This is a genomic window from Anaerovorax odorimutans (genome assembly GCF_024459955.1).
Taxonomy (GTDB): domain Bacteria; phylum Bacillota; class Clostridia; order Peptostreptococcales; family Anaerovoracaceae; genus Hominibacterium; species Hominibacterium odorimutans_A.
Genome location: NZ_JANFXK010000027.1, coordinates 1 through 20227, shown reverse-complemented (window position 1 = coordinate 20227; position 20227 = coordinate 1). Strand labels below are relative to the sequence as shown.

The window sequence follows — 20227 nt, the reverse complement described above, 5'->3', positions numbered from 1 at the left end:
TCCAGCCGAAGGAGGAGATCTTATGGATTATATCTTATCATTCGATGTAGGAACAAGTTCGTTAAAGGCGATCTTAGTAAACAAGGAAGGTCAGGTGCGTGAAAGTGCGCAGGCCTCGTATGAAATGAGCTTTATGCCGGGAGGGATGGTCGAATTCGATCCGGCGGACTGGTGGCAGGCGGTGACCCAGGTTACCCGGGAGATTATGTCCGGCTGCGATGTGCCGCCTGAGGATGTGAAGGGGCTGGTATTCGCTACCCAGGCCTGCAACGTAATTGCCATGGGAGAGGACGGAACCATACTGCGGCCCGGCATCAGCTGGATGGACAGCAGAGCCGACGAGGAAGCGGCTGAGATTGTAGAGGCCATTGGAGGACCGGAAGTTTGCATGTCTCTGATGGGAACCCTGTTCAGCGGCGTGGATACCCTGCCCAAGGTGCGGTGGATCGCCAAGAACGAGCCGGAGCTGTTCGCGAAAATGAAATGTTTCCTCGACTGCAACGGATACCTTACATATCGGGCTACCGGCAGAATGGTTTTCGACATTGCAACCGCGTCGTTTTTGGGCTACGACAGGGAATCGGGAAACATCATCGGCGACCTGATCGCTATTTCCGGTTTTGATCCGGAGCAGTTCCCGCCGCTTGTCAAGTCCTATGAAAAAGTAGGAAACCTGACGGAAACAGCAGCCAAGGAACTGGGGCTTACCACAGATACAGCCGTATTTGGAGGAATGGACGATATGCAGGCCAGTACCATTGGATCAGGCAACGCAGGTCATGAAGAGGCCCACGTATATCTGGGAACTTCCGGCTGGGCCGCAGTGGGAACCAACCACGTGGCGGAGCTGACCAACGGAGGCGGCTGCATCATGTCGGCGGATCCGGATATGCAGCTGTGGGTATACTCCACGGAAACCTGCTGCGCTACCTTTAACTGGTTTATCGACAATTTCTTTGCCGCTGAAAAAGACAGCCCGCTGATTCCGAACATTTTCGCCTTTACCGATCATCTGGCGGAAGGAATCCCGGCAGGCAGCGACGGCGTTATCTTCCAGCCGTGGCTCAGCGGAGAGAGAAGCCCGATTCAGGACGTATTCATCAGAGGCGGATTCCTGAATATCGGCATGAGCACCACCAGAGCTCACATGCTGCGGGCCGTTATGGAAGCAGTGGCATATAATCTGAGATGGTGCTATGAGAGCATGGAGCACGACCTGGGACAGGAGACGCCGGCCGTAAGAATTCTCGGCGGCGGAACCAAGAGCCGGGTATGGATGCAGATGTTCGCCGACATTTTCAATAAAAAGGTCGAGGTGGTAAAGGATACACAGATTGCAGGCGCCATTGGCGGCGGTTTTGCGGCAGCCATTGGCCTGGGCATGTATGATTCCTACGACGATGCCAAACAGTGGGCGCAGGTAGAGCAGGTTTACACGCCTAATGAAGAAAACCATGCGGTATATGAAGAAGCATTCGCAAGATTCAAAGTTTCTTATGAAGCAGTAAAAGACTTATATCACGACTGGAACGGAAAGCAGGAATAAAAAGGGCCTGCGAAGGGAAGTGAATAACCAATGAAAGAACAAGATTTCCGTGTGTACGGATACCGATGGGTCGTTCTGGCTATCTACGGATTGTGTACGGGCGTTATTCAGCTGATGTGGACCACGTTCTTTTCCATCACCACCGATGCGTGGAAGTATTACGGGTTTACCGACGCGGCCAAGGGTGAGAGCGCCATCAGCCTTCTGTCCATTATCTTTATGGCGGGCATGATTATTGTTTCCATCCCCTCACTGGCAGCGTTCGAACGGTTTGGCTTCAAGAAAGCGGTGGGCTTCGGCGTAGTTCTGACCGGAATCTGCGCCCTGCTCCGGGGGATCTTCGGAGAAAGCTACACTCTCGTTTTGGCAGTGACCATAGGCTTTGCGATTTCACAGCCGTTCCTGCTCAACTCGCCGGGACTGGTGGCAGGCAAATGGTTCCCTGAACGGGAACGGGCCACGGCCAACAGCGTGGGACTTCTGTGCAGCTACTTCGGAATGTGCGTCGGCCTTCTGCTGACACCGATCCTGCTGGAAGCCGGCATGACCATCCGGCAGATGCTTCTGACCTACGGTGTGGTGGGCATCATCGCGGCAGCGCTCTTTGTCATCTTTGTAAAAGAAAAACCGCCGACTCCCCCGTGTCCGGAGGATGAGGCCGGTCGTTCCGATTTTAAAGAAGGCATACGCTTTGCGCTGAAGAAAAAGAATTTTATCCTGGCGCTTTTGATGTTCTTCTGTGTGTTCGGCGTTTTCAACACCTTCTTCACCATGATCGAACCGATTCTGCGGAATCTGACCAATGAAGGAGTGGACGCCACGCAGGTGGGAATTATCGGCGTAATTATTTTAGGCGTAGGAATCATCGGCAGTCTGATTATATCGGTCATCTCCGATAAAGACAAACAGCACAGACGGCTGCCTTATATGATTATTGTCAACATTTTCGGATGCATTGGCTTTGCGCTGTTCCTGGCCATGAACGGCTTCGGCGGTCTGGCCGTAGCTGCGGCACTTTACGGATTCTTCATCGTAGGAGGCGCGCCGCTGACACTGACTTTCGCGGCAGAGTCCTGCTATCCCACCTCCGAAGGAACCTCGGAGGGGCTGCTGATGTTTGCCGGAAACGTGGCGGGCGTCATCTTCCTGGGAGGGGCGGCTCTCTTCGGCGGAAACCACAGAATGCTGATGATCACTATGATAGCGGTTACGATTTTCTATATTGTACTGATGTTCTTTGCCAAAGAGGTTAAGCTGGAAAAGCGGCAGGAACACTGAGGCAAATAAATGTGATAAAACAAACTGACCTAGTTAGAATAAAGAGAAAAGAGGAGATTATTTATGGAGAAACAGGGTTATGCGATCTCGTCCTGGCCGGATGAGAAGGAGATCTACAAAAAGATGGAACGCCTGATGGCGGATAGCGTCTATCACGTGAAGCCGGAAGCCATGGAAGGCTATCTGGGGTACTTTGAAACCAAGTGCGCCGGTTCCAAAAAAATGATCGGCGAAGCAAAGCAGTACATTCCGGGCGGCGTTCAGCACAATCTGGCGTTCAACTACCCGTTCCCTCTGGCCATGGCAAAGGCGGAAGGCCCGTATCTGTACGATGTGGACGGCAACCGTTATGTGGACTACCTGCAGGCGGGAGGTCCCACACTTCTTGGGAGCAACTATCTTCCCGTACAGGAAAAGGTCATTGAGGTAATCAAAGAATGCAGCCCTTGTCCGGGATTGTTCAATGAATACGAAATGAAGCTGGCGAAGATCATTCACGACAATATGCCCCATGTGGAAAAATACCGCAGTCTGGCCAGCGGTACGGAAGCCGATATGACGGCCATCCGAATCGCCAGAACCTTTACCGGCAAGAGCAAGATCATCAAGGTGGGCGGCGCTTACCACGGCTGGAGCGACCAGCTGGTCTACAGCCTGCACATACCAGGAACGCAGCGCTTTGAAGCCCACGGCATACCGAAGGAAGTTTCGGCCAATACCCAGGAAATGTGGCCCAATGACATCGACGGCCTGAGAAAGCTGCTGGAAGGCAACCAGAAAGACGGCGGCACGGCGGCTGTGATCGTGGAGCCGCTGGGACCGGAAAGCGGGACCAGACCGGTGGCAAGAGATTTTAACGCTAAGGTACGGGAGCTGTGCGACGAGTTCGGCGCCCTGCTGATCTTCGACGAAGTTGTAACTGCTTTCCGCGTAGGCCCTGGCGGCGCGCAGGGATATTTCGACATTAAACCGGATCTGACGGTATTTGGCAAGATCGTGTCCGGCGGCTATCCTATGGCCGGCGGCGTAGGCGGCAGCGAAGAAGTGATGAGCTGCGTGGCAGCCGGCGTCAATCCGGGCAAGCCAAAGGCTTATGTAGGCGGAACGCTGTCGGCTAATCCGATGTCCTGTGCGGCCGGCTACTATGCCATCGACGAGATTGTCAAGCTGGATGCCGCTAAGATCGCAGGAGAAAACGGCGATAAGCTCTGTAAGGGACTGCAGACCCTCATCGACAAGTACGACCTGCCTTTCGTAGCCTGGAATACCGGTTCCATCGTCCACTTCGAGGTGACAGGAGCTATGTACCTGGATGCGGCGGATCCGGATATTCTGAAAAAGATCGGCCAGAGACAGCACGCGCTGGAGGAATTCGGCGCAGCCCTGACAGCCAACGGCGTTATCACCTTGGCCGGAAGCCGTATCTACACCAGCATGGCTGACAATGATGAGACGATCAAGGAAACGCTGGACGCTTTCGATCGTGTATTCCAGAACATGGAGAAATAACCGGGACTATTGTGAACCAGGGGATTATGGAGAACTAAGAAAGGAGATGCGGGGCCGGGGCCCCGCAAGAAAGAGAATATGATTAGAAAATTAGAAGACGTAAACATGCTCAACGCTTTTCCGGAGGTGGCATTTTCCGAAGACTACATCATCGCGACTTATCAGGCAAAGGTAAAGACCAGCAACATTGAGAAGCTGGCCGCGGCCATTGCCGATGAGCAGACCACAGGCACCTGGATCAAGGTAAGCGCTGATTCCGTGGACAAAAAAAGGAACTTCGGAGCTAAGGTGGTTTCCATTTACGAAGTACCGGATGCCGCGGCTGATTACGATTCCGACGAACCTCCAATTTATATTATTCAGGTAGCCTTCCCGACAGCCAATATCGGCACCAGCATTCCCATGCTTCTGACCGCGCTGTTCGGAAATATTTCCGCCTCCGGTATGGTAAAATTCATCGACTGTGCTTTCCCGAAAAAATATATCGAACAGTTCGCAGGCCCGAAATTCGGCGTACAGGGCTTGAGAGACGTGCTGGGCGTACCGGAAAGACCGCTTTTGAACGCTATGATCAAACCAAATATCGGCTGGACGCCGGATGAAGGCGCAGAGCTCTTCTATCAGGCGACAAAGGGCGGCGTGGATATCATCAAGGATGACGAGCTGGTACCGGCTGATGAAGCCTTCTGCCCGCTGAAAGAACGTGTTACCAAATTCATGGCCAAGGAAAAACAGGTTTATGAAGAAACCGGCGAACGCAGCCTCTATGCAGTCAACATCACAGACCGGGTAGACAAGATTAAAGATAATGCTTACCGCGCCATCGAGTACGGAACCAACTGTCTGATGCTCAACGTTTACACGGCAGGCTTCGGAGCATTGCAGATGCTGTCGGAGGATCCCAACATCAACGTTCCGATTCTGGCTCACGTAGACTTTGCGGGCGCTTACTGCGGCTCCACCATGACCGGAATGTCCGTACCGCTTCTGGTCGGCAAGATCGTTCGTCTGGCCGGCGGCGACTTCCAGATCAATGGACATCCATGGGGAAAATTCCCGGTACCGTACAAGTGGTTCTATCGGACCTTCAAGTTCTTTACCCAGCCGTGGTGGAACATTAAACCGATGATGTACGCCTGCTCCGGCGGCACGACTCAGCTGGTAGTAAAGGACATTATCGATGCGGTAGGTACGGATGTAATCCTGGCAGCCGGCGGCGGTGTCCACGGTCACCCGGACGGCAGCTTTGCCGGTGCGAAATCCATGCGTCAGGCTATCGACGCGGCACTGGAAGGCGTGGATCTGATCGAATACGCCAAGACCCACGAGGAACTGGCGCGGATGGCAGCTATGCTCAATCCGGACGTAATGAAGAACTTCGATCTGATGAAATAACAGGAATAAAACGGCAGAAAACGGCGCATAGTAAGAGAATAACGGAGACAGGGCAATCCCTGTTTCCGTTTTACTAATGGAGAAAACAGGAAAGGAGCTTCGATGTACGATAAAATTTTATTTATAGACTTTGACGGTACCATAACCTCGGAGGACACGCTGGACGGGGTACTCCAAAGGCTGGTGCCAAGGGAGCTTTATGAGGAGAAGGCTGCGGCCATGATGTCGGGGGAGCTGACCCTGGCCCAGGTGGTCCGGGAAGGGTTTGAGTCCATCCCTTCGGATCAGTTCCCGAAGATTTTTGAATATCTGGATACGGTACCCATGCGGGAAGGCTTTACCCAGCTTTTGGACACAGCGGATCAATTAAATATTCCAGTGGTGGTAATCTCAGGCGGACTGCGCCAGATGATCGAACGAAAAATCGGCCATCTGAGGGACCGGCTGCTGGGCATGCACTATGTGGAACTGGACCTGTCCGGCCCCAATATGCAGCTTCGCTCCGATTATGAGGAAGGTGCGGAGATCCTGGCCAAGACCAGGGTCATGGAGCAGTATGATTACAAAACGGCTCTCTGCATCGGCGACAGCTATACGGATATCAATATGGCCGCCAAGTCTGATGTGGTCTTCGCCAGAGACAAGCTGGCCCAGATCCTGGATCAAAAGGGAATCTCCTATACGCCATGGAAGGACTTTTACGATGTGGCGGAAGCCATCAAAAGCTCCAAATAGGACTCCCTCAGAAGGTTGCTCTGTGGGATGCCAAAGGAAGACAGTAAATCAAGAAGCCGGTCGATGACCGCTTCTTTTTTTGCGGTGCCGTCTTCTTCAACCTGCTCCAGCTCGATGAAGCGGCCCAGGCCTTCCACTTCATCCAGACAGACGGTGATGTTCTCTCTGTGGTAATAGGCCCTCTGCTTGCGCACTGTCATGACCTCACGGTAGCCCAGCTTACCTAAAAGCTTTTTCATAACATCCAGATCGCCTACGGAGGTTTCCAGCTCCGGGCGGGTCTGGGAACGGCTGTCCACCTTGCTTCCTTTATAGGTGATAAAGGTTTTGCTCTGAACCTCTCCGGTCAGAACCCGGCTGCTTCTCAGACGCAGGGCTTCATCGGTTTTGCGGAAGTCCCGGTCGTTGCCGTTGTAATAAATATCCGTCTCTTCTTTTATCTGTCCGGGTGCGAATCCCGCTTTTTTCAGGGCGCTTTCCAGGGCCTGCGGGCTGATGCCCCCAAGAGAAGCCTTTAATTCGATTTCTAACATATTCCAAACTCCTTTTTCTTTTCATTATAGTCCATATTTTCCCTGGCAGCTAAAGGAAACTTTTTCACCGCCGGGCCAAATAGGAACGGAGAAACATTTTTTCTCCTTCATGGTGAAAGCTGAATCCGATATTTGCCCCGGAGCTAGTGGTATAGCCGCAGTCCTCCTGCTGGAGCATGGTTTCTCCCATGTGGCGGAGAAAATAGTCGAGGCTGAAATTGTCCCGGGAGGATGTGGGGTATTCGGCCAGCAGGTTTTCCATGGATTTTTTTCCGCGGTCAAAATAAAAGTAGGTGCCCAGCAGCTGGGTGCCTTGATGGAAGTAAGGGGCCAGCTCATCGTAGAGGAACGTGTCGTGGTAAAAGTTGTGCTCGTTTACTGCGAAATAGTCGATATTCAGGTCTACGCAGCCGGATTTCAGAGGCAGCCGGGTGCTGCTGTCTGCGATGAAGAGGATGTCCAGGCCGTAGCCCTGCTGTTCCATCAGAGCTTTGTACATCCGCAGCATTTCCGGGTATTTGTCTACTACGATGTACTGCCCTTTGGGATCCAGATACTGCTGGTGATTGTGGAGGAAAAACCAGGCGTTGATATAGGTTTCCAGGACGACCTTGCCGGACAGGTCCATATGTTTTAGCTTTTCCACCATCCAGTTGAAGGAACGCTGAAAGAGGCTGATGAGGGAGGGCGGCAGATCCCGGTACAGCTTGCGGTCCAGGTCGGGGGTATCGTAGAGGTCCTTGTTTTTATTGGGCGTCAGCAGAATTCCCTCCTGGATGGAGGCGGTGTACCCGCAGCTGCACCTGAGATCTCCGCTGAAAATGTATTTCAGATCCATGCGGACGTTATCCAGAGAAAAGCTGCCGCCGCATAGGGGGCAGCAGAGGTGGTCCAGCATACGGACCGGCAGGCCGATATCGGGCCGGTCATCGGGAAGCAGGGCGCTGAGATCCGCGATCTTTTTTTCCAGCGTTTCAATGTTTTTTTCAGTCCGCAGCTTTTCCTGCCGCAGACTGTGCAGCTTTTCCGTATAAATTTTCCGAAGATCCTCCACATCCTGGCTGACCGCCAGCCCGGAGATCCGGTAAAGGGAAAGAATCCGGTGGATATCCTTGAGGGAAAAATTCATTTCTTTCAGCTCCAGGACAAGCTCCAGATCCCTCAGGGTCTGCTCGTCAAATACATACTGGCCTGCCGGCCGCTGGGGGACCAAAAGGCCGTAGTTGATATAGTAATATAAGTTGTCTACGGAAATGTGATATTTTTTCGAAACCTGACCTATTCTCAAACTGCGTACCTCCAATGTTTTTTCTCGCTTCTGATCCGTATATGTTATCATAAATCTGGAGTATACTCAAGGTTTGCAAAAATCTGAGGCAATATACCGCTTGACAAATAGTCCACTCGATACTGTATCATGGTAAAGTAATAAATAAAAGGGGAGGAAAAGCATGAAAGAATTAAAGAGCTGTAAAAAGAGAACAGAAGCTGACCGTACTGCTCTCAGGCAGGCAGTGGGCGAAATCATAGATAATGTTGTGAAAAACGGAGATCAGGCTCTGATTGAATATAATGAGAAGTTTGACCAATGCAGGAGGCAGTCTCTGCGGATTTCTCAGCAGGAGATTCAGGAGGCCTATGAGAAGGTATCGCCGGAGGATCTGGCGGACATCAAAAAGGCAGCTGCCAATATTGAAGCTTTTGCCAGAGCGCAGAAGGAGACTGTGGGCAGCCTGAAAGACTTTTCGCCGGCTCCGGGGATCAAACTGGGGCACCGGGTCATTCCCGTCCAGTCCTGCTGCTGCTACGTTCCGGGGGGCGGATATCCCCTCTATTCCACGGCGCTGATGCTGGGAATTCCGGCGAGGGTGGCGGGGGTTTCCAGGATCACCGCATGTTCGCCGGTTATCAAGGGTACTACGGAGATCCATCCCAAGACCCTGGTTGCTATGGATGTGGCGGGGATCGATGAAATTTACGCGCTGGGCGGCGCGCAGGCAATCGCAGCCTTTTCCTACGGGACCGATCAGATTCAGCCGGTCAACATGATCGTAGGACCGGGAAACAGCTTTGTAACGGAGGCAAAGCGTCAGTGCTACGGGAGAGTGGGCATTGATTTTGTGGCTGGCCCCAGCGAGGTTCTGGTCATTGCTGACGGGCAGGCTGATCCGGATATCATTGCCACTGACCTGCTGGCTCAGTCGGAGCACGATAAGGAAGCCAAGGGACTGGTGGTCACCACTGATGAAGCGCTGGGCAGAGCAGTTCTGGAAGCCGTGGAGCAGCAGCTTCCCACGCTGGATACGGAAGAGATTGCCAGAAGCTCCTGGAAGGATTTCGGGGAAATTCTCATTGCGGAGGACTTGGATGAAGCGGTGGAATATGCCAACAATTACGCACCGGAGCATCTGGAAGTCAATGTGGCCCCGGAAAAGATCGATCAGGTTGCGGAGTCTCTCTGCAATTACGGGTCCCTGTTCCTGGGCGGTAATACGGCGGAAGTGTTCGGAGACTACGCGTCCGGGACCAACCATACGCTGCCGACTCTGGGAGCAGCCAGATATACGGGCGGCGTCTGGGTAGGAACTTTCCTGAAAATCTGTACGTATCAGAGTATGTCCAGGGATGCCATGATGAATATTGCTCCGCTGGTTTCCAATCTGGCAAGGGGAGAAGGGCTCACCGGCCACGCCCGCGCTGCGGAAATTCGAATGGAGAAGGAGTAAATGCCGCGTTAGGCGGCTTATATCCGGAAGAAATATCAAACAAATTCGGAAAAAAACGAAAAAGTGATAATTCTGCCCGGGCTGTCATTGGAAAATAAGGAAGAATGTCATAATATCCAATTGTTTAGAGGCTAGATGATATTTTTAGCGAAAAATATGAAAATATTTTGGGAAAACTATCAAAATAGCGTGATTGGATATTCGCCATTGATATTTAGCCGTTCTTATTTTTCCAAATCACTGTCAAATTATCAAAATCGTGTCGCTTTCTTGCAGCTGTTGATATTTAGCGATGCAGGGAATGGGGAAAACAGTGGTTGGGCCGCCGGGCGATATAATAGTTTTACAACGAGAGGAGAGAAAAAATGGAACAAGAGAACCGTATGCTCAAACGGACCTTTGGAATGAAGGAGGCCGTTACCATTACTGTGGGTACGGTAGTGGGAGTAGGATTGTTTACCACAGGAGCCAACGTGGTGGGGATGATGGGCTCGGCCGTAATCATCGCGACCTTTGTGGCAATGCTCATCAGCATATACCCGGCGCTGCTGTACGCGGAGATGGGCGCGGCGCTGCCCTATGCCGGAGGTACCTATAAATACGCGTCCCTGGGGATCGGCAGGCCTTTTGGCATGCTTGCCGGCTGGAATTTTATCATTTCCCTGGTGGCGGTTACCAGCGGCGAAGCGCTGGCCTTCAGCTTTTATTTTAAAACGTTTCTGGGAGCACTGGGACTGGAGATTCCGGGAGGCAGCACCAGTGACGTGATTATCGCATGTATCGCGGTTATCGTTTTCATGGTATGCAGTGTCGGCGGTGTTGAAATCACAGGCAGACTGCAAAATGGATTTATGTTTTTCTTCTGGGGAGTGGCTATCATCTGGTTCCTGATTATGATCCCCAACGTGGGCCTGTCCAATTTTGTTCAGCTCCCGGACTATGTGGACTTCTCCACAGGCGGTTTCATCGGATCGGTAGCTCTGATCTGGTGGTGCTTTGCCGGATTTGAAACCTGCTGCGCCATGGGAGAAGAGATCAAATATCCCCACATCAATATCCCGAGAGCGCTGTTTTTGGCGCCATTTATCGTCTTTGCTGTTAACGCGCTGTTCCAATGGTTCCTGGTGGGAATCGTGCCGACCGGAGAGCTTCCGGCCATCGCAGAGGCTTCCGCGCCGTACGCTGAGGCCATGACCATCGCGGGAATCCTGGGATTTCCTCTGATTATGCTGGCTGCGGGCATCGCCTTTGGCGGAGATTTTTCAACTTTGAACTCCAGTATTTCCGTGCCGCCCAGATATCTTTTCACAATGGCCCGCGATGGTGCGATGCCGAAGTTTTTCGCCAAGGTACACCCCAAATACAAGACGCCTTATGTGGCGATTCTGGTTCTGGGAATCCTGACCGTGCTGCTGATCGCGACCAATTCCATGATCTACATCGCATCCCTGAGCTTGTTTGCGGACCTGTTCTATTACATAATCGGCATCATTGCCTGCGGCATGCTGAGAAAGCGTCAGCCGGATCTGGAACGGCCCTATAAAGCGCCTCTCTGGCAGGTGGGTGTTCCTGTCAGCGCGATCATCTACATCATTATGATGACCCAGCTGGACAGAGAAGCCTTCTGGACCGGAGTTATCTGGTGCGCGGTGGGTCTGGTGATCTTCTTCATCTGCCAGGCAAAATACGGAAAGGCGGGCGATGAGGATCTGAAAGCGCAGATCGTGGCCCATGAAGAGCCGCCGGCAGCGGAAAAGGCTAAGATGGATAAGGAGTTTAAAATCTGGAGAACGGTGGTTGCCATTGCTGTGGTAATTGCGATTCTGATTTATGTGATTCCGTTTGTTGTATAAACCAATGTAAAGTAAAGACCCACCGCGGGGAACGCAGAATTCTGCAGCCCATGCGGCGGGTCTTTTTTCTGGTATTATGCAGCCGGCGTTAATTTTCCGCCGCCTGAAAGAGAGAGCGTTTTTCCATTCAGCCACTTATTGGCGTTGTTATCTTTATCGTAGTAGACCGTAAATCCCTTTGATTTGATGTTGTTGCAGGCCGCGTCTTTATTGGTGATCGCTGTCACATAGCTGTCGCCGGTTACGGTCCAGGTGCTGGATTTATCCAAAGAAATGGAAGCGGACTTAGCTGTATCCGCAGAATTGATCGCGCCCTTAAAAGAAGTTTTTTCCGTAAGATTCAGAGCAACGGTACTGATCTTATCGCATTTTATATTACCTTCAAATTTCTGAGAGACTCCGGTGAGGGTAAAGTTTCCTCCGTTTTCGCCCTCTTTGCCCCAGTTGTTGGTGTTATTGCCGGCAGCGTTCACCAGGATGTCGCTGCTGTAATAAAGCTTCGTGTTTTCAAGGGTTGCAGCCGCGTCCGTATTGGTTACATAGAACATGGGGCCTTCGGAGGTGGTCGTCAATGTAGAATCGGTGGCATTGAGGATCGCCTGCCCCGGAGCGGCGTCTCCGGAAGTGCTCTGATAAAGCATAATGCCGTTTTTTCCCGCACCCTGCAGAATACAGTCTTTGAGAGTAATGCTGTTTTTTCCCTCTACTACGACAATTTGGCTGCCGGTAGCGTTTCCGGTAACATTGGTGGCCGTTATATCGCCAGTGGAATAAATACAGGGGCTTCCGTCCCCTTCCGCGCTGACGGAAGTATCGCTCACCTGGATAGTTCCTTCTCCCCGATCAGTGGCTATGGGCGCACAGTGGGAACCTTTTGTAGTGATATTGCCGCCGGAGGCAACGATGGTACCCTTGTAAGTGGCATCCAGCCCTCTGGATGAGTCCCCGGTGGTGTATATGGTAAAGTCTTTAGCAGTTACTTTTGAACCTTTGCCAGTGGCAAAGATGGCATTTGAACCATCGGCGCTGGAAGTAAGCGTCGTTCCGTCCAGCGAGACGTTACTGCCGCCTGAAGCAGCGAGAATCGCATTGAGTCCGTAAAAATTACTTTCATCATCATCGGTGGTGTCGCCGGATTTGGTGAGCGTCCCTCCGGTAAGGGTGAGACTTCCTTTATTCTGTACCAGCACAGCGCTGACGTTGGCGTCTTCCGATTCATAATCCTTGTTTTCGGAATTCTGCTTTCCCCCGCTCACAGTATAAGCGGCGCTGGCCTTAGCGGTGCCTGTTTCTGAGTCGGCGCCGCCGGCAGGACCGCCGTCTGGCTGCTGGATCGTTTCGATAGCGGTTACAGTATCCTCATTGAGAGTCAGCTTGACAAGGACGCCTTCCTTCAAATTGGTAATGTCAATATTGTCGGAAAGGATATAGGTCTTTGAACCGCCGTCAGAGGTGAAGCCGCCCATCCCCTGGGGCGGAGCACCACCCTGTTCCTTCTCCTGGGAAGGCGATTCACCGGCAGGTGCGCTGCCGCTCTCCCCTTCAGGTTTGGCAGGAGGCTCATAAGCCCCCGTTTCTATCGTTATTTCCGTATCGCTGATTTCTGTTATTTTTCCATAGGCCTCGTCATCTTTGCTGCTGCAGGCCGCCAAAAGCGTCAGCAGAAGAAAGGCAGAAAAAACTGCAATGGTTTTTTTGAATGTACCCATCATGACCTCCTCTTTTCTAAGGTGATGGGATCATTGTAACGGAATAATGTGTAGTTCTGGTGGAAACTGTGAGAAATGAACGTGTTATTCTAAAAAGAAAATTAAAAACCGCTGGGCAGCCAATCGGTCTGCACAGCGGTTTTGAGGTGCGGAGTAATCCAGCATATCAGATTCCAATTTTCTGCAGCTCGATGAACTGCTTGGCTACCCGGGGGCTCCTGCCATTGCAGCGCAGAGCGTGGATTTCGGCTTTCTTGAACAGCTCTTCTTCCGGCAGATCCACGCCGTAATCCCTCGCAAGATTCTTTACAATGGAGAGGTATTCTTCCTTATCCGGACGCTGGTAAGTGATGGTGAGGCCGAATCGTGCGGCCAGACTCATGGTTTCCTGGAGGGTATCGTTGATGTGGAGCTCGTCGCCGGCCCGGTCGCCCATGGTTTCCTTGACCAGATGGCGGCGGTTGCTGGTGGCATAGATGGCAATGTTTTTTCCGCAGGCAGAAACGCTTCCCTCCAGAATTGCTTTCAAAGCGGAGAAATTGTCATCATTGCTGGTGAAGCTCAGATCGTCGATAAAAATAACGAACTTCAACGGATTGGCGGAAAGCTCCTCTACAATATATGGAATCCGGTAGATCTCATTTTTCTTTACCTCCAGAAGACGGAGCCCTTTGGAAGCATAGTGGTTGCAGACCGCTTTGATGGTAGAACTCTTGCCCGTGCCAGCGTCGCCGTACAGGAGCATATTGCTGGCTCCCTCTCCGGAAATGAGCGCTTCTGTGTTTTTTATAATCAGCCCCTGCTCCCGTTCGTAGCCGAACAGTTCCTCCAGTTTTTGCCCGTCCGGGTGCTTTACCGGAACGATGCCGCCGTTTTGCAGGTGAAAAACGGCATACTTGGAATACACGCCGTAGCCCGTATATGGCAGTTTGTAAATTCGCTCCTGGTAATCGTAGCGGAAATCAAAGACTGTGTTCTCCCAATCGGGAAGGAAGCCCTTATAATTGATCAGCCCTCTGATAGACTCGGAGGTAATTCCCGAAAGCTCCTGCAGGATATCCAGCTCAGAAAACAGGCAGTCTTCCACCGGCTGAGCAATCAGGCTGCCGCGGGCCTTGTCCTTTACGTAGAAGTTTTCATCGTTGAGTAAAAGCGTATTGATGTAGACGCTGAAATTGGACGTGCTCTGATAAAGGGAGGATGTGAACTGGCAATAGGCACTTATCTGATGCGTCAGATCCTTCTCCTCAATGGCATCGGCCATTATCTGAAAATTGGCGATCACCGGATCTTCAAGGAGATTCCGGAATATGACCAGCGAGTTTAATTTAATATTCAGCTCCGCAAGTTTTTTCTTCATGTGACTTTCCTCGGTTCTTAAAAGATTTCACCTTATTATAATGAAAAAATCCGCCGATTGCAAATTGAAAGCTCTTGCAAATCGGCAGAAAAGCTTTACAATAGATACATAACGTTTCCGGGGGCTTGGGAAAACCGCCGGCACAAAGGCCGAAAACAGGGCCTGCTATTGAAAAAAGGAGGGCAGATCATGCTTACGCTTGACAGAATTTATCATGCCGCCTTCACATTGAAGGACGCAGTGAGAAAGACCGATTTGATTTTAGCTCCCGCGCTCAGCGCGGACAATCAGATATATTTGAAAACCGAGAACCTGCAGACCACGGGAAGCTTTAAGGTGCGGGGCGCTTACTATAAGATAAGCCGCCTCAGCGATGAAGAAAAGGCCAAGGGCATCATTGCCTGCAGCGCGGGAAATCATGCGCAGGGAGTGGCCATGGCGGCCAAAAAGAACAATATACCATCTCTGATCTGTATGCCGGACGGCGCGCCCATCAGCAAGGTGGAGGCGACAAAGAGCTTTGGCGCGGAAGTCTGCCTGGTGAGCGATACATATGACGATGCTTACAACAAGGCCATTGAGCTGCAAAAAGAAAAGGGCTACACTTTCATTCATCCCTTTGACGATGTGGACGTGATTGCCGGCCAGGGAACCATCGGCCTGGAAATCCTGGATCAGCTGGACGATGTGGACGCGGTCGTGGTGCCGGTGGGCGGAGGAGGCCTAATCAGCGGCGTGGCCTATGCCATCAAGCAGCTGAAACCGGAATGTAAGATTTACGGCGTTCAGGCGGCTGGGGCTCCCAGTATGTATGAATCCATCCGGGCTCATGAGAAAAAGGAGCTGGAAGCCGTGGATACCTTTGCCGACGGAATCGCAGTGAAGCTTCCGGGCGATGAGACCTACGAGCTGGTCAGCAAATATGTGGATGAGATGATTACGGTGACAGAGGATGAAATCGCAACAGCCATTCTTACGCTCATGGAAAAGCAGAAGCTGGTGGCTGAGGGCGCTGGAGCCGTATCGGTGGCGGCCGTTATGTTCGATAAGATTCCCTTGAAGGGCAAGAAAGTGGTCTGCGTGGTCAGCGGTGGAAACATTGATGTGAACATCCTCAACCGGGTCATTACCCGAGGTTTGATTATGAGCGGCAGAAGAAATACCCTGACCATCGCCCTGATGGATAAGCCGGGGCAGCTGGTGGGCGTCAGCACAATAATCAGCCGCTGCGGGGGCAATGTGGTTGCCGTACATCACGATAACAGCGATCCCAACATGGCGATTAACAGCTGCTTCCTGAAGGTAGTCATGGAAACCAGGGACAGCGCCCAGGCGGAGATGATTAAACAGCAGTTGACCGAGGAGGGCTTTGAGCTGGTTAATGAGCGTGTGTAACAGGAAGGCGCGGGTTTCTTCTTAAAAACTGTCACTCAAAAGGAAATCCGCGATATGCATGGTTTGAATCCCTTCGTAATTGCCGCCTGCGAAGGAGTCGGCCCGCAGCACATATTTTGGGTAGTTGTCCCGGATATCGAGCAACCGGCCGTATTCGCGTTCCTCGGTCTTGGCTGAGCCGATTTCCTGCGTTACCTGAACATAGATCTTATTGCCTTGCTTTGCTGCGATAAAGTCAATCTCCGCATTGCCCAGTTTGCCGATGTGGACCTGATAATCGCGGCGAAGCAATTCCAGATAGACCAGATTTTCGAGCATGGCGGCAGTGCTGTCCGGCGAATATCCAAGTACGCTGTATCGCAGTGAAGAGTCAGCCAAGTAAAACTTTTCCTGTGTTTTTAATCGTTCTTTTCCTTGAATGTCGTAGCGGTCGCAGCGGTGGAGGATGTAGGCGCTTTCCAGTTTTTTGAGATAGTTGTAGACTGTTTCGTTATCAATGGACCGCCGTTCGCTTTTCAGATATTTGGAGACAGACGCGGCGGAGAAGGTGTTGCCTACGTTGTCAAAGGCGAATTTTACGATACGTTCCAGTTGATCAATCTTGCGAATCTGGCTGCGCTTTACGATGTCGGTAAAAATTGTGGAATTGTAAATATCCTTTACGATGGTATACGCTTCTTCCGTTGTATACGCCTGCAGATGAACAGCAGGAAACCCGCCCAGCCGCAGATAAGAAGCTAGTTCCTCATGGGGATCGGATATCTGCGCGTAACCTTTGCGGAACGACAGATATTCGGAAAAGGAGAGCGGAAAAATACGGAAGGCTACGTATCTTCCGGTGAGATAGGTGGATATTTCCGATGACATCATGCGGGAGTTTGAGCCGGTTACATAAATATCCACATCGCAGTCGCTCATCAGCGAATTTACAACTTTTTCCCAAGACTCTACCTCCTGGATTTCGTCGAGGAACAGGTAGGTCTTTTTATTTTTGCAAAGCTGTTTTTTCAGATGGGAAAACAGAGTTTTGGCAGATCTGAGGTCCTCGTGCTCCAAAGAATCAAAGCTATAATATACAAGCTGGTCTTCTGCTTTGCCTAGCTGTTTGATCTCTTCCATCAGCATTTTCATAATGGTGGACTTTCCACAGCGGCGTATGCCGGTCAATATTTTTACAAAGGGCGCGTCCATGTAGGGCATGATTTTTTTTATATAATGCGGTCTGGGTATCATTTCATCACCTCCATGATTATTATGCCAAATTCCTGTAAAAAATACAATAGATATACGGTTATATTCGTAAGAATATAAATGATTTAATGATTTTACGGATATAATTACAAATGACGGATGCCGCAGAACAAAAAAACGGCCAGAAATTCAGAACGGCAACATATATCTGTCGTCCTGAGTCCCTGGCCGTTTATAAATCTTTTTTAGAAAAATCTATTTAACTATTTAACCTCTACGGTCCAGCCCATGGTATCTTCAACAGCTCCGGTCTGAATTCCGTAGAGCGTGTCGTACAGATTCTGAGCAATAGAGCCAATCTCGCCATTGTTGATTACCATTTTGTCGCCTTTGTAGCAAAGCTCGCCCACCGGTGAAATAACCGCGGCGGTTCCGGAAGCAAACATTTCCTGGAACTTTCCGTCTTTATAAGCCTGAACGACTTCGTCGATGGTCAGTCTTCTTTCCGTGATCTTGATCCCCTGTTTTTTCAGCAGAGCGATAACGGAATCCCTGGTGATTCCCGGAAGAATCGTGCCGTCGAGAGGTGCGGTGATTACTTCGTTGTCAATGACAAAGAAAGCGTTGGAAGTGCCGATTTCTTCCACATATTTTCTTTCCACGCCGTCCAGCCACAGAATCTGTTCGTAGCCTTTGGCATGAGCCTCTTCCTGAGCCTTCAGGCTGGCTGCGTAGTTGCCTCCGCATTTTGCTTCGCCGGTGCCGCCGTCGGTAGCGCGCACGTATTTGTCTTCCACATAGATCTTGGTCGGTGTCAGTCCGCCTACATAGTAAGGTCCTACCGGGCTGAGGATGATGATGAATTTATAATGATTGGAGCGTCTTACGCCGAGGAACGGTTCATCAGCGATAATGAACGGACGGATGTAGAGGGATGTGCCCTCTTTTTCCGGTATCCAGTCAGCATCCACATGTACCAGGGCTTTGATGGCTTCCACATACAGTTCTTCATCGATCTGCGGGATGCAGAGCCGGTCATTGGTGCGGTTGGTTCTCTTGGCGTTCATGTCCGGACGGAACAGCTGTACTCTGCCTGCTTTTGTCTTATAGGCTTTGAGTCCCTCGAACATTTCCTGCGCATAGTGGAAAACAACGGCTGCCGGGTCCAGAGAAAGGGGGGCGTAAGGGACGATTCTGCCATCGTGCCAGCCCTTGCCTTCTTCATAGTCCATGATGAACATGTGGTCTGTAAAATCCACTCCGAACCTGAGGGTATCCGGGTTCGGTTTCGCCTTTGGGTTTGTAGTCTTTGTTACTGGAAAATCATATTTCATTTTACCGTTCTCCTTCTATATTATATGTATCTCTTTGTTAACAACTCTATAATAGGTCATTGTTTGTGTACTGTCAACAATTTATGCTTATAATTTTTAGAAAAATAAACAAAAATTGAAAAACTTAGACAGACTTTCATCCGTTTTACATACCTGTTATAATATTTACAACCGTTAACATGTCTATTGTACCAGAAAGTGTGTGTAAAATGGAAAAAAAGAAGATGAAAGTGTGGAAAAAGGTTTTGCTGACGATCCTGGTTCTGGTGGTGCTTATGGCCGCGGGAATACTGGGGATCAACGGGTACGTGGTAAAGTCCACGGATGATAGAATTCTCTGCACTGTATCGGATAACAGCAATGAAATCGCGAAGGCCGACATGGACGCGCTGAAAGGAAAGGATGCGGACTGCATTTTGGTGCTGGGCGCTCTTGTGCGCAGGGACGGAACTCCCAGCTATATGCTCCAGGACCGGCTGGATGTGGCAATCAAACTGTATAAGGCAGGAGCGGCGCCGAAGCTGCTCTTGTCCGGGGACCACGGACAGGTTCGCTATGATGAAGTCAATGTGATGAAGGAATATGCCCTGGAAGCAGGGGTGCCGAAAAAAGATATTTTTCTCGACCACGCCGGCTTTTCAACTTATGATTCCGTGTACCGGGCAAAAGCGATCTTTGAGGTTGAACGGGTCATTGTAGTGACCCAGGGCTATCATCAGTACAGAGCCCTGTACGGCTGCGAAAAGATGGGCATTGACGCCTGGGGAGCAGCCGCCGACCAGACTACCTACCGCGGACAGAAAATGCGCGATCTGCGGGAGATTGCCGCCCGCGACAAGGATTTTGTCAAATGGCTGTTCAAACCGGAGCCCACCTATCTGGGCGACACGATCCCCATCAGCGGCAGCGGGATTAAAAGCCAGGATTGAGGGATTTTGTGTTGCCCATGGAATCGGAGTCTCCGGCCAGGACCGGCGATTAAAGGCCAGGATTGAGGGATTTTGCGCAGATTGGTGCGGCTTCATATGCGGCTTACAGGAACGAAAAGCTGTTGGGAGAAATGTAAAATAAAGGGAGTTTGCTTTTTTCTACAACATCGGCTGCAATTTGTGCTATCTGTTGAGGAAAGTTGTGGGATTGCAGGGTGCCTGGCAGGCTGTGAGGTGCCGAGACAGCCTGGAAGCCGGGTGCGGAGACTGTAAACGTTGGAAAAGGTTCAACATTCCGCCAAAACCCGCGTCTATGTTGATAAAAATATAGATAGCCACTCTTTGTTGGGAAATAGTGTAACTGCGCGACCTGCTAGAGCGAAATGCAAGTACAAAAATGTAAAATAAAGGGATTTGATTTTTTTCTACAACAAGGGGTGCAATTTGTGCTATCTGTTGAGGAAAGTTGTGGGGTTGCAGGGTGTCCGGCAGGCTGCGGGGCGCCGAGACAGCCCGGAAGCCGGGTGCGGAGACTGTAAACGTTGGAAAAGGTTCAACATTTCTCCAAAACCCGCAGCTATGTTGATAAAAATATAGATAGCCACTTTTTGTTGGGGAATAAGGTAATTGTGCGGCTGACAAGAGTGAAAAGCTGGCGGGAAAAATGTAAAATAAAGGTATTTGATTTTTTTCTACAACATCGGCTGCAATTTGTGCTATCTGTTGAGGAAAGT

At 51.0% G+C, this 20227-nt stretch carries 16 protein-coding genes; 10 read left to right on the top strand and 6 right to left on the bottom strand.

The genetic code is table 11. The annotated features are described in order from the left end of the window. Window positions 1-22: 22 nt before the first annotated feature. The 5 genes from NE619_RS16580 to NE619_RS16560 all read left to right on the top strand — a co-directional run bounded on the left by NE619_RS16580 (window position 23) and on the right by NE619_RS16560 (window position 6463). Window positions 23-1546 carry a xylulokinase gene (locus NE619_RS16580; RefSeq protein ID WP_256133585.1) on the top strand — a complete coding sequence of 508 codons (1524 nt, stop codon included), beginning with the start codon at window positions 23-25 and terminating at the stop codon, window positions 1544-1546. Between the two features lie 30 nt (window positions 1547-1576). Further along, window positions 1577-2824, top strand: coding sequence for an MFS transporter (locus tag NE619_RS16575; protein ID WP_256133584.1), 1248 nt, complete (start codon window positions 1577-1579; stop codon window positions 2822-2824). A gap of 63 nt (window positions 2825-2887) precedes the next feature. Beyond that, window positions 2888-4333: an aspartate aminotransferase family protein gene (locus tag NE619_RS16570; protein WP_256133583.1), complete on the top strand. Its 1446-nt coding sequence runs from the start codon at window positions 2888-2890 to the stop codon at window positions 4331-4333. Window positions 4334-4411: 78 nt separating this feature from the next. Next, window positions 4412-5728, top strand: coding sequence for a RuBisCO large subunit C-terminal-like domain-containing protein (locus tag NE619_RS16565; RefSeq protein WP_256133582.1), 1317 nt, complete (start codon window positions 4412-4414; stop codon window positions 5726-5728). A 102-nt stretch (window positions 5729-5830) separates the two neighbouring features. Further along, complete coding sequence (locus NE619_RS16560) at window positions 5831-6463, top strand: HAD-IB family phosphatase (RefSeq protein WP_256133581.1); 633 nt, start codon at window positions 5831-5833, stop codon at window positions 6461-6463. On the opposite strand, the gene cyaB is transcribed toward NE619_RS16560, so the two are convergent. Both cyaB and NE619_RS16550 read right to left on the bottom strand, forming a co-directional pair. Then, window positions 6427-6996: a class IV adenylate cyclase gene (gene cyaB / locus NE619_RS16555; RefSeq protein WP_256133580.1), complete on the bottom strand. Its 570-nt coding sequence runs from the start codon at window positions 6994-6996 to the stop codon at window positions 6427-6429. The two genes, NE619_RS16560 and cyaB, sit on opposite strands and share 37 nt — an antisense overlap. Window positions 6997-7060: 64 nt before the next feature. Further along, window positions 7061-8284 (bottom strand): MerR family transcriptional regulator, encoded by a 1224-nt coding sequence (locus tag NE619_RS16550; RefSeq protein ID WP_256133579.1) that lies wholly within the window; start codon window positions 8282-8284, stop codon window positions 7061-7063. A 163-nt stretch (window positions 8285-8447) separates the two neighbouring features. On the opposite strand from NE619_RS16550, the gene hisD reads away from it, so the two are divergent. Together hisD and NE619_RS16540 are read left to right on the top strand one after the other, a co-directional pair. Then, window positions 8448-9722, top strand: coding sequence for a histidinol dehydrogenase (gene hisD / locus NE619_RS16545; RefSeq protein ID WP_256133578.1), 1275 nt, complete (start codon window positions 8448-8450; stop codon window positions 9720-9722). A 365-nt stretch (window positions 9723-10087) separates the two neighbouring features. After that, the gene (locus NE619_RS16540) at window positions 10088-11575 is read left to right on the top strand and encodes an APC family permease (RefSeq protein WP_256133577.1); all 1488 of its coding nucleotides are present in this window, start codon (window positions 10088-10090) and stop codon (window positions 11573-11575) included. Window positions 11576-11649: 74 nt separating this feature from the next. Here NE619_RS16540 and NE619_RS16535 read toward each other — a convergent pair whose 3' ends face one another. Together NE619_RS16535 and NE619_RS16530 are read right to left on the bottom strand one after the other, a co-directional pair. After that, a complete protein-coding gene (locus tag NE619_RS16535; protein WP_256133576.1) occupies window positions 11650-13284 on the bottom strand; it encodes a hypothetical protein in 1635 nt (544 codons plus the stop codon). Between the two features lie 166 nt (window positions 13285-13450). Next, complete coding sequence (locus NE619_RS16530; protein WP_256133575.1) at window positions 13451-14644, bottom strand: ATP-binding protein; 1194 nt, start codon at window positions 14642-14644, stop codon at window positions 13451-13453. 189 nt (window positions 14645-14833) lie between these two features. Here NE619_RS16530 and ilvA point away from each other — a divergent pair, with 189 nt between their 5' ends. Further along, window positions 14834-16039 (top strand): threonine ammonia-lyase, encoded by a 1206-nt coding sequence (gene ilvA, locus NE619_RS16525; RefSeq protein WP_256133574.1) that lies wholly within the window; start codon window positions 14834-14836, stop codon window positions 16037-16039. A gap of 21 nt (window positions 16040-16060) precedes the next feature. Here the strand turns inward: ilvA and NE619_RS16520 are convergent, their stop codons facing one another. Continuing rightward, on the bottom strand, window positions 16061-17272 hold the full coding sequence (locus NE619_RS16520; protein WP_256133573.1) for an ATP-binding protein: 1212 nt from the start codon (window positions 17270-17272) through the stop codon (window positions 16061-16063). Between the two features lie 221 nt (window positions 17273-17493). After that, a complete protein-coding gene (locus NE619_RS16515) occupies window positions 17494-18564 on the bottom strand; it encodes a branched-chain amino acid aminotransferase (protein WP_256133572.1) in 1071 nt (356 codons plus the stop codon). A 209-nt stretch (window positions 18565-18773) separates the two neighbouring features. Here NE619_RS16515 and NE619_RS16510 point away from each other — a divergent pair, with 209 nt between their 5' ends. Together NE619_RS16510 and NE619_RS16505 are read left to right on the top strand one after the other, a co-directional pair. Beyond that, window positions 18774-19493 (top strand): SanA/YdcF family protein, encoded by a 720-nt coding sequence (locus NE619_RS16510; RefSeq protein ID WP_256133571.1) that lies wholly within the window; start codon window positions 18774-18776, stop codon window positions 19491-19493. A gap of 542 nt (window positions 19494-20035) precedes the next feature. Next, on the top strand, window positions 20036-20227 hold a 192-nt coding region (locus NE619_RS16505; protein WP_256133570.1), incomplete at its 3' end, for a hypothetical protein.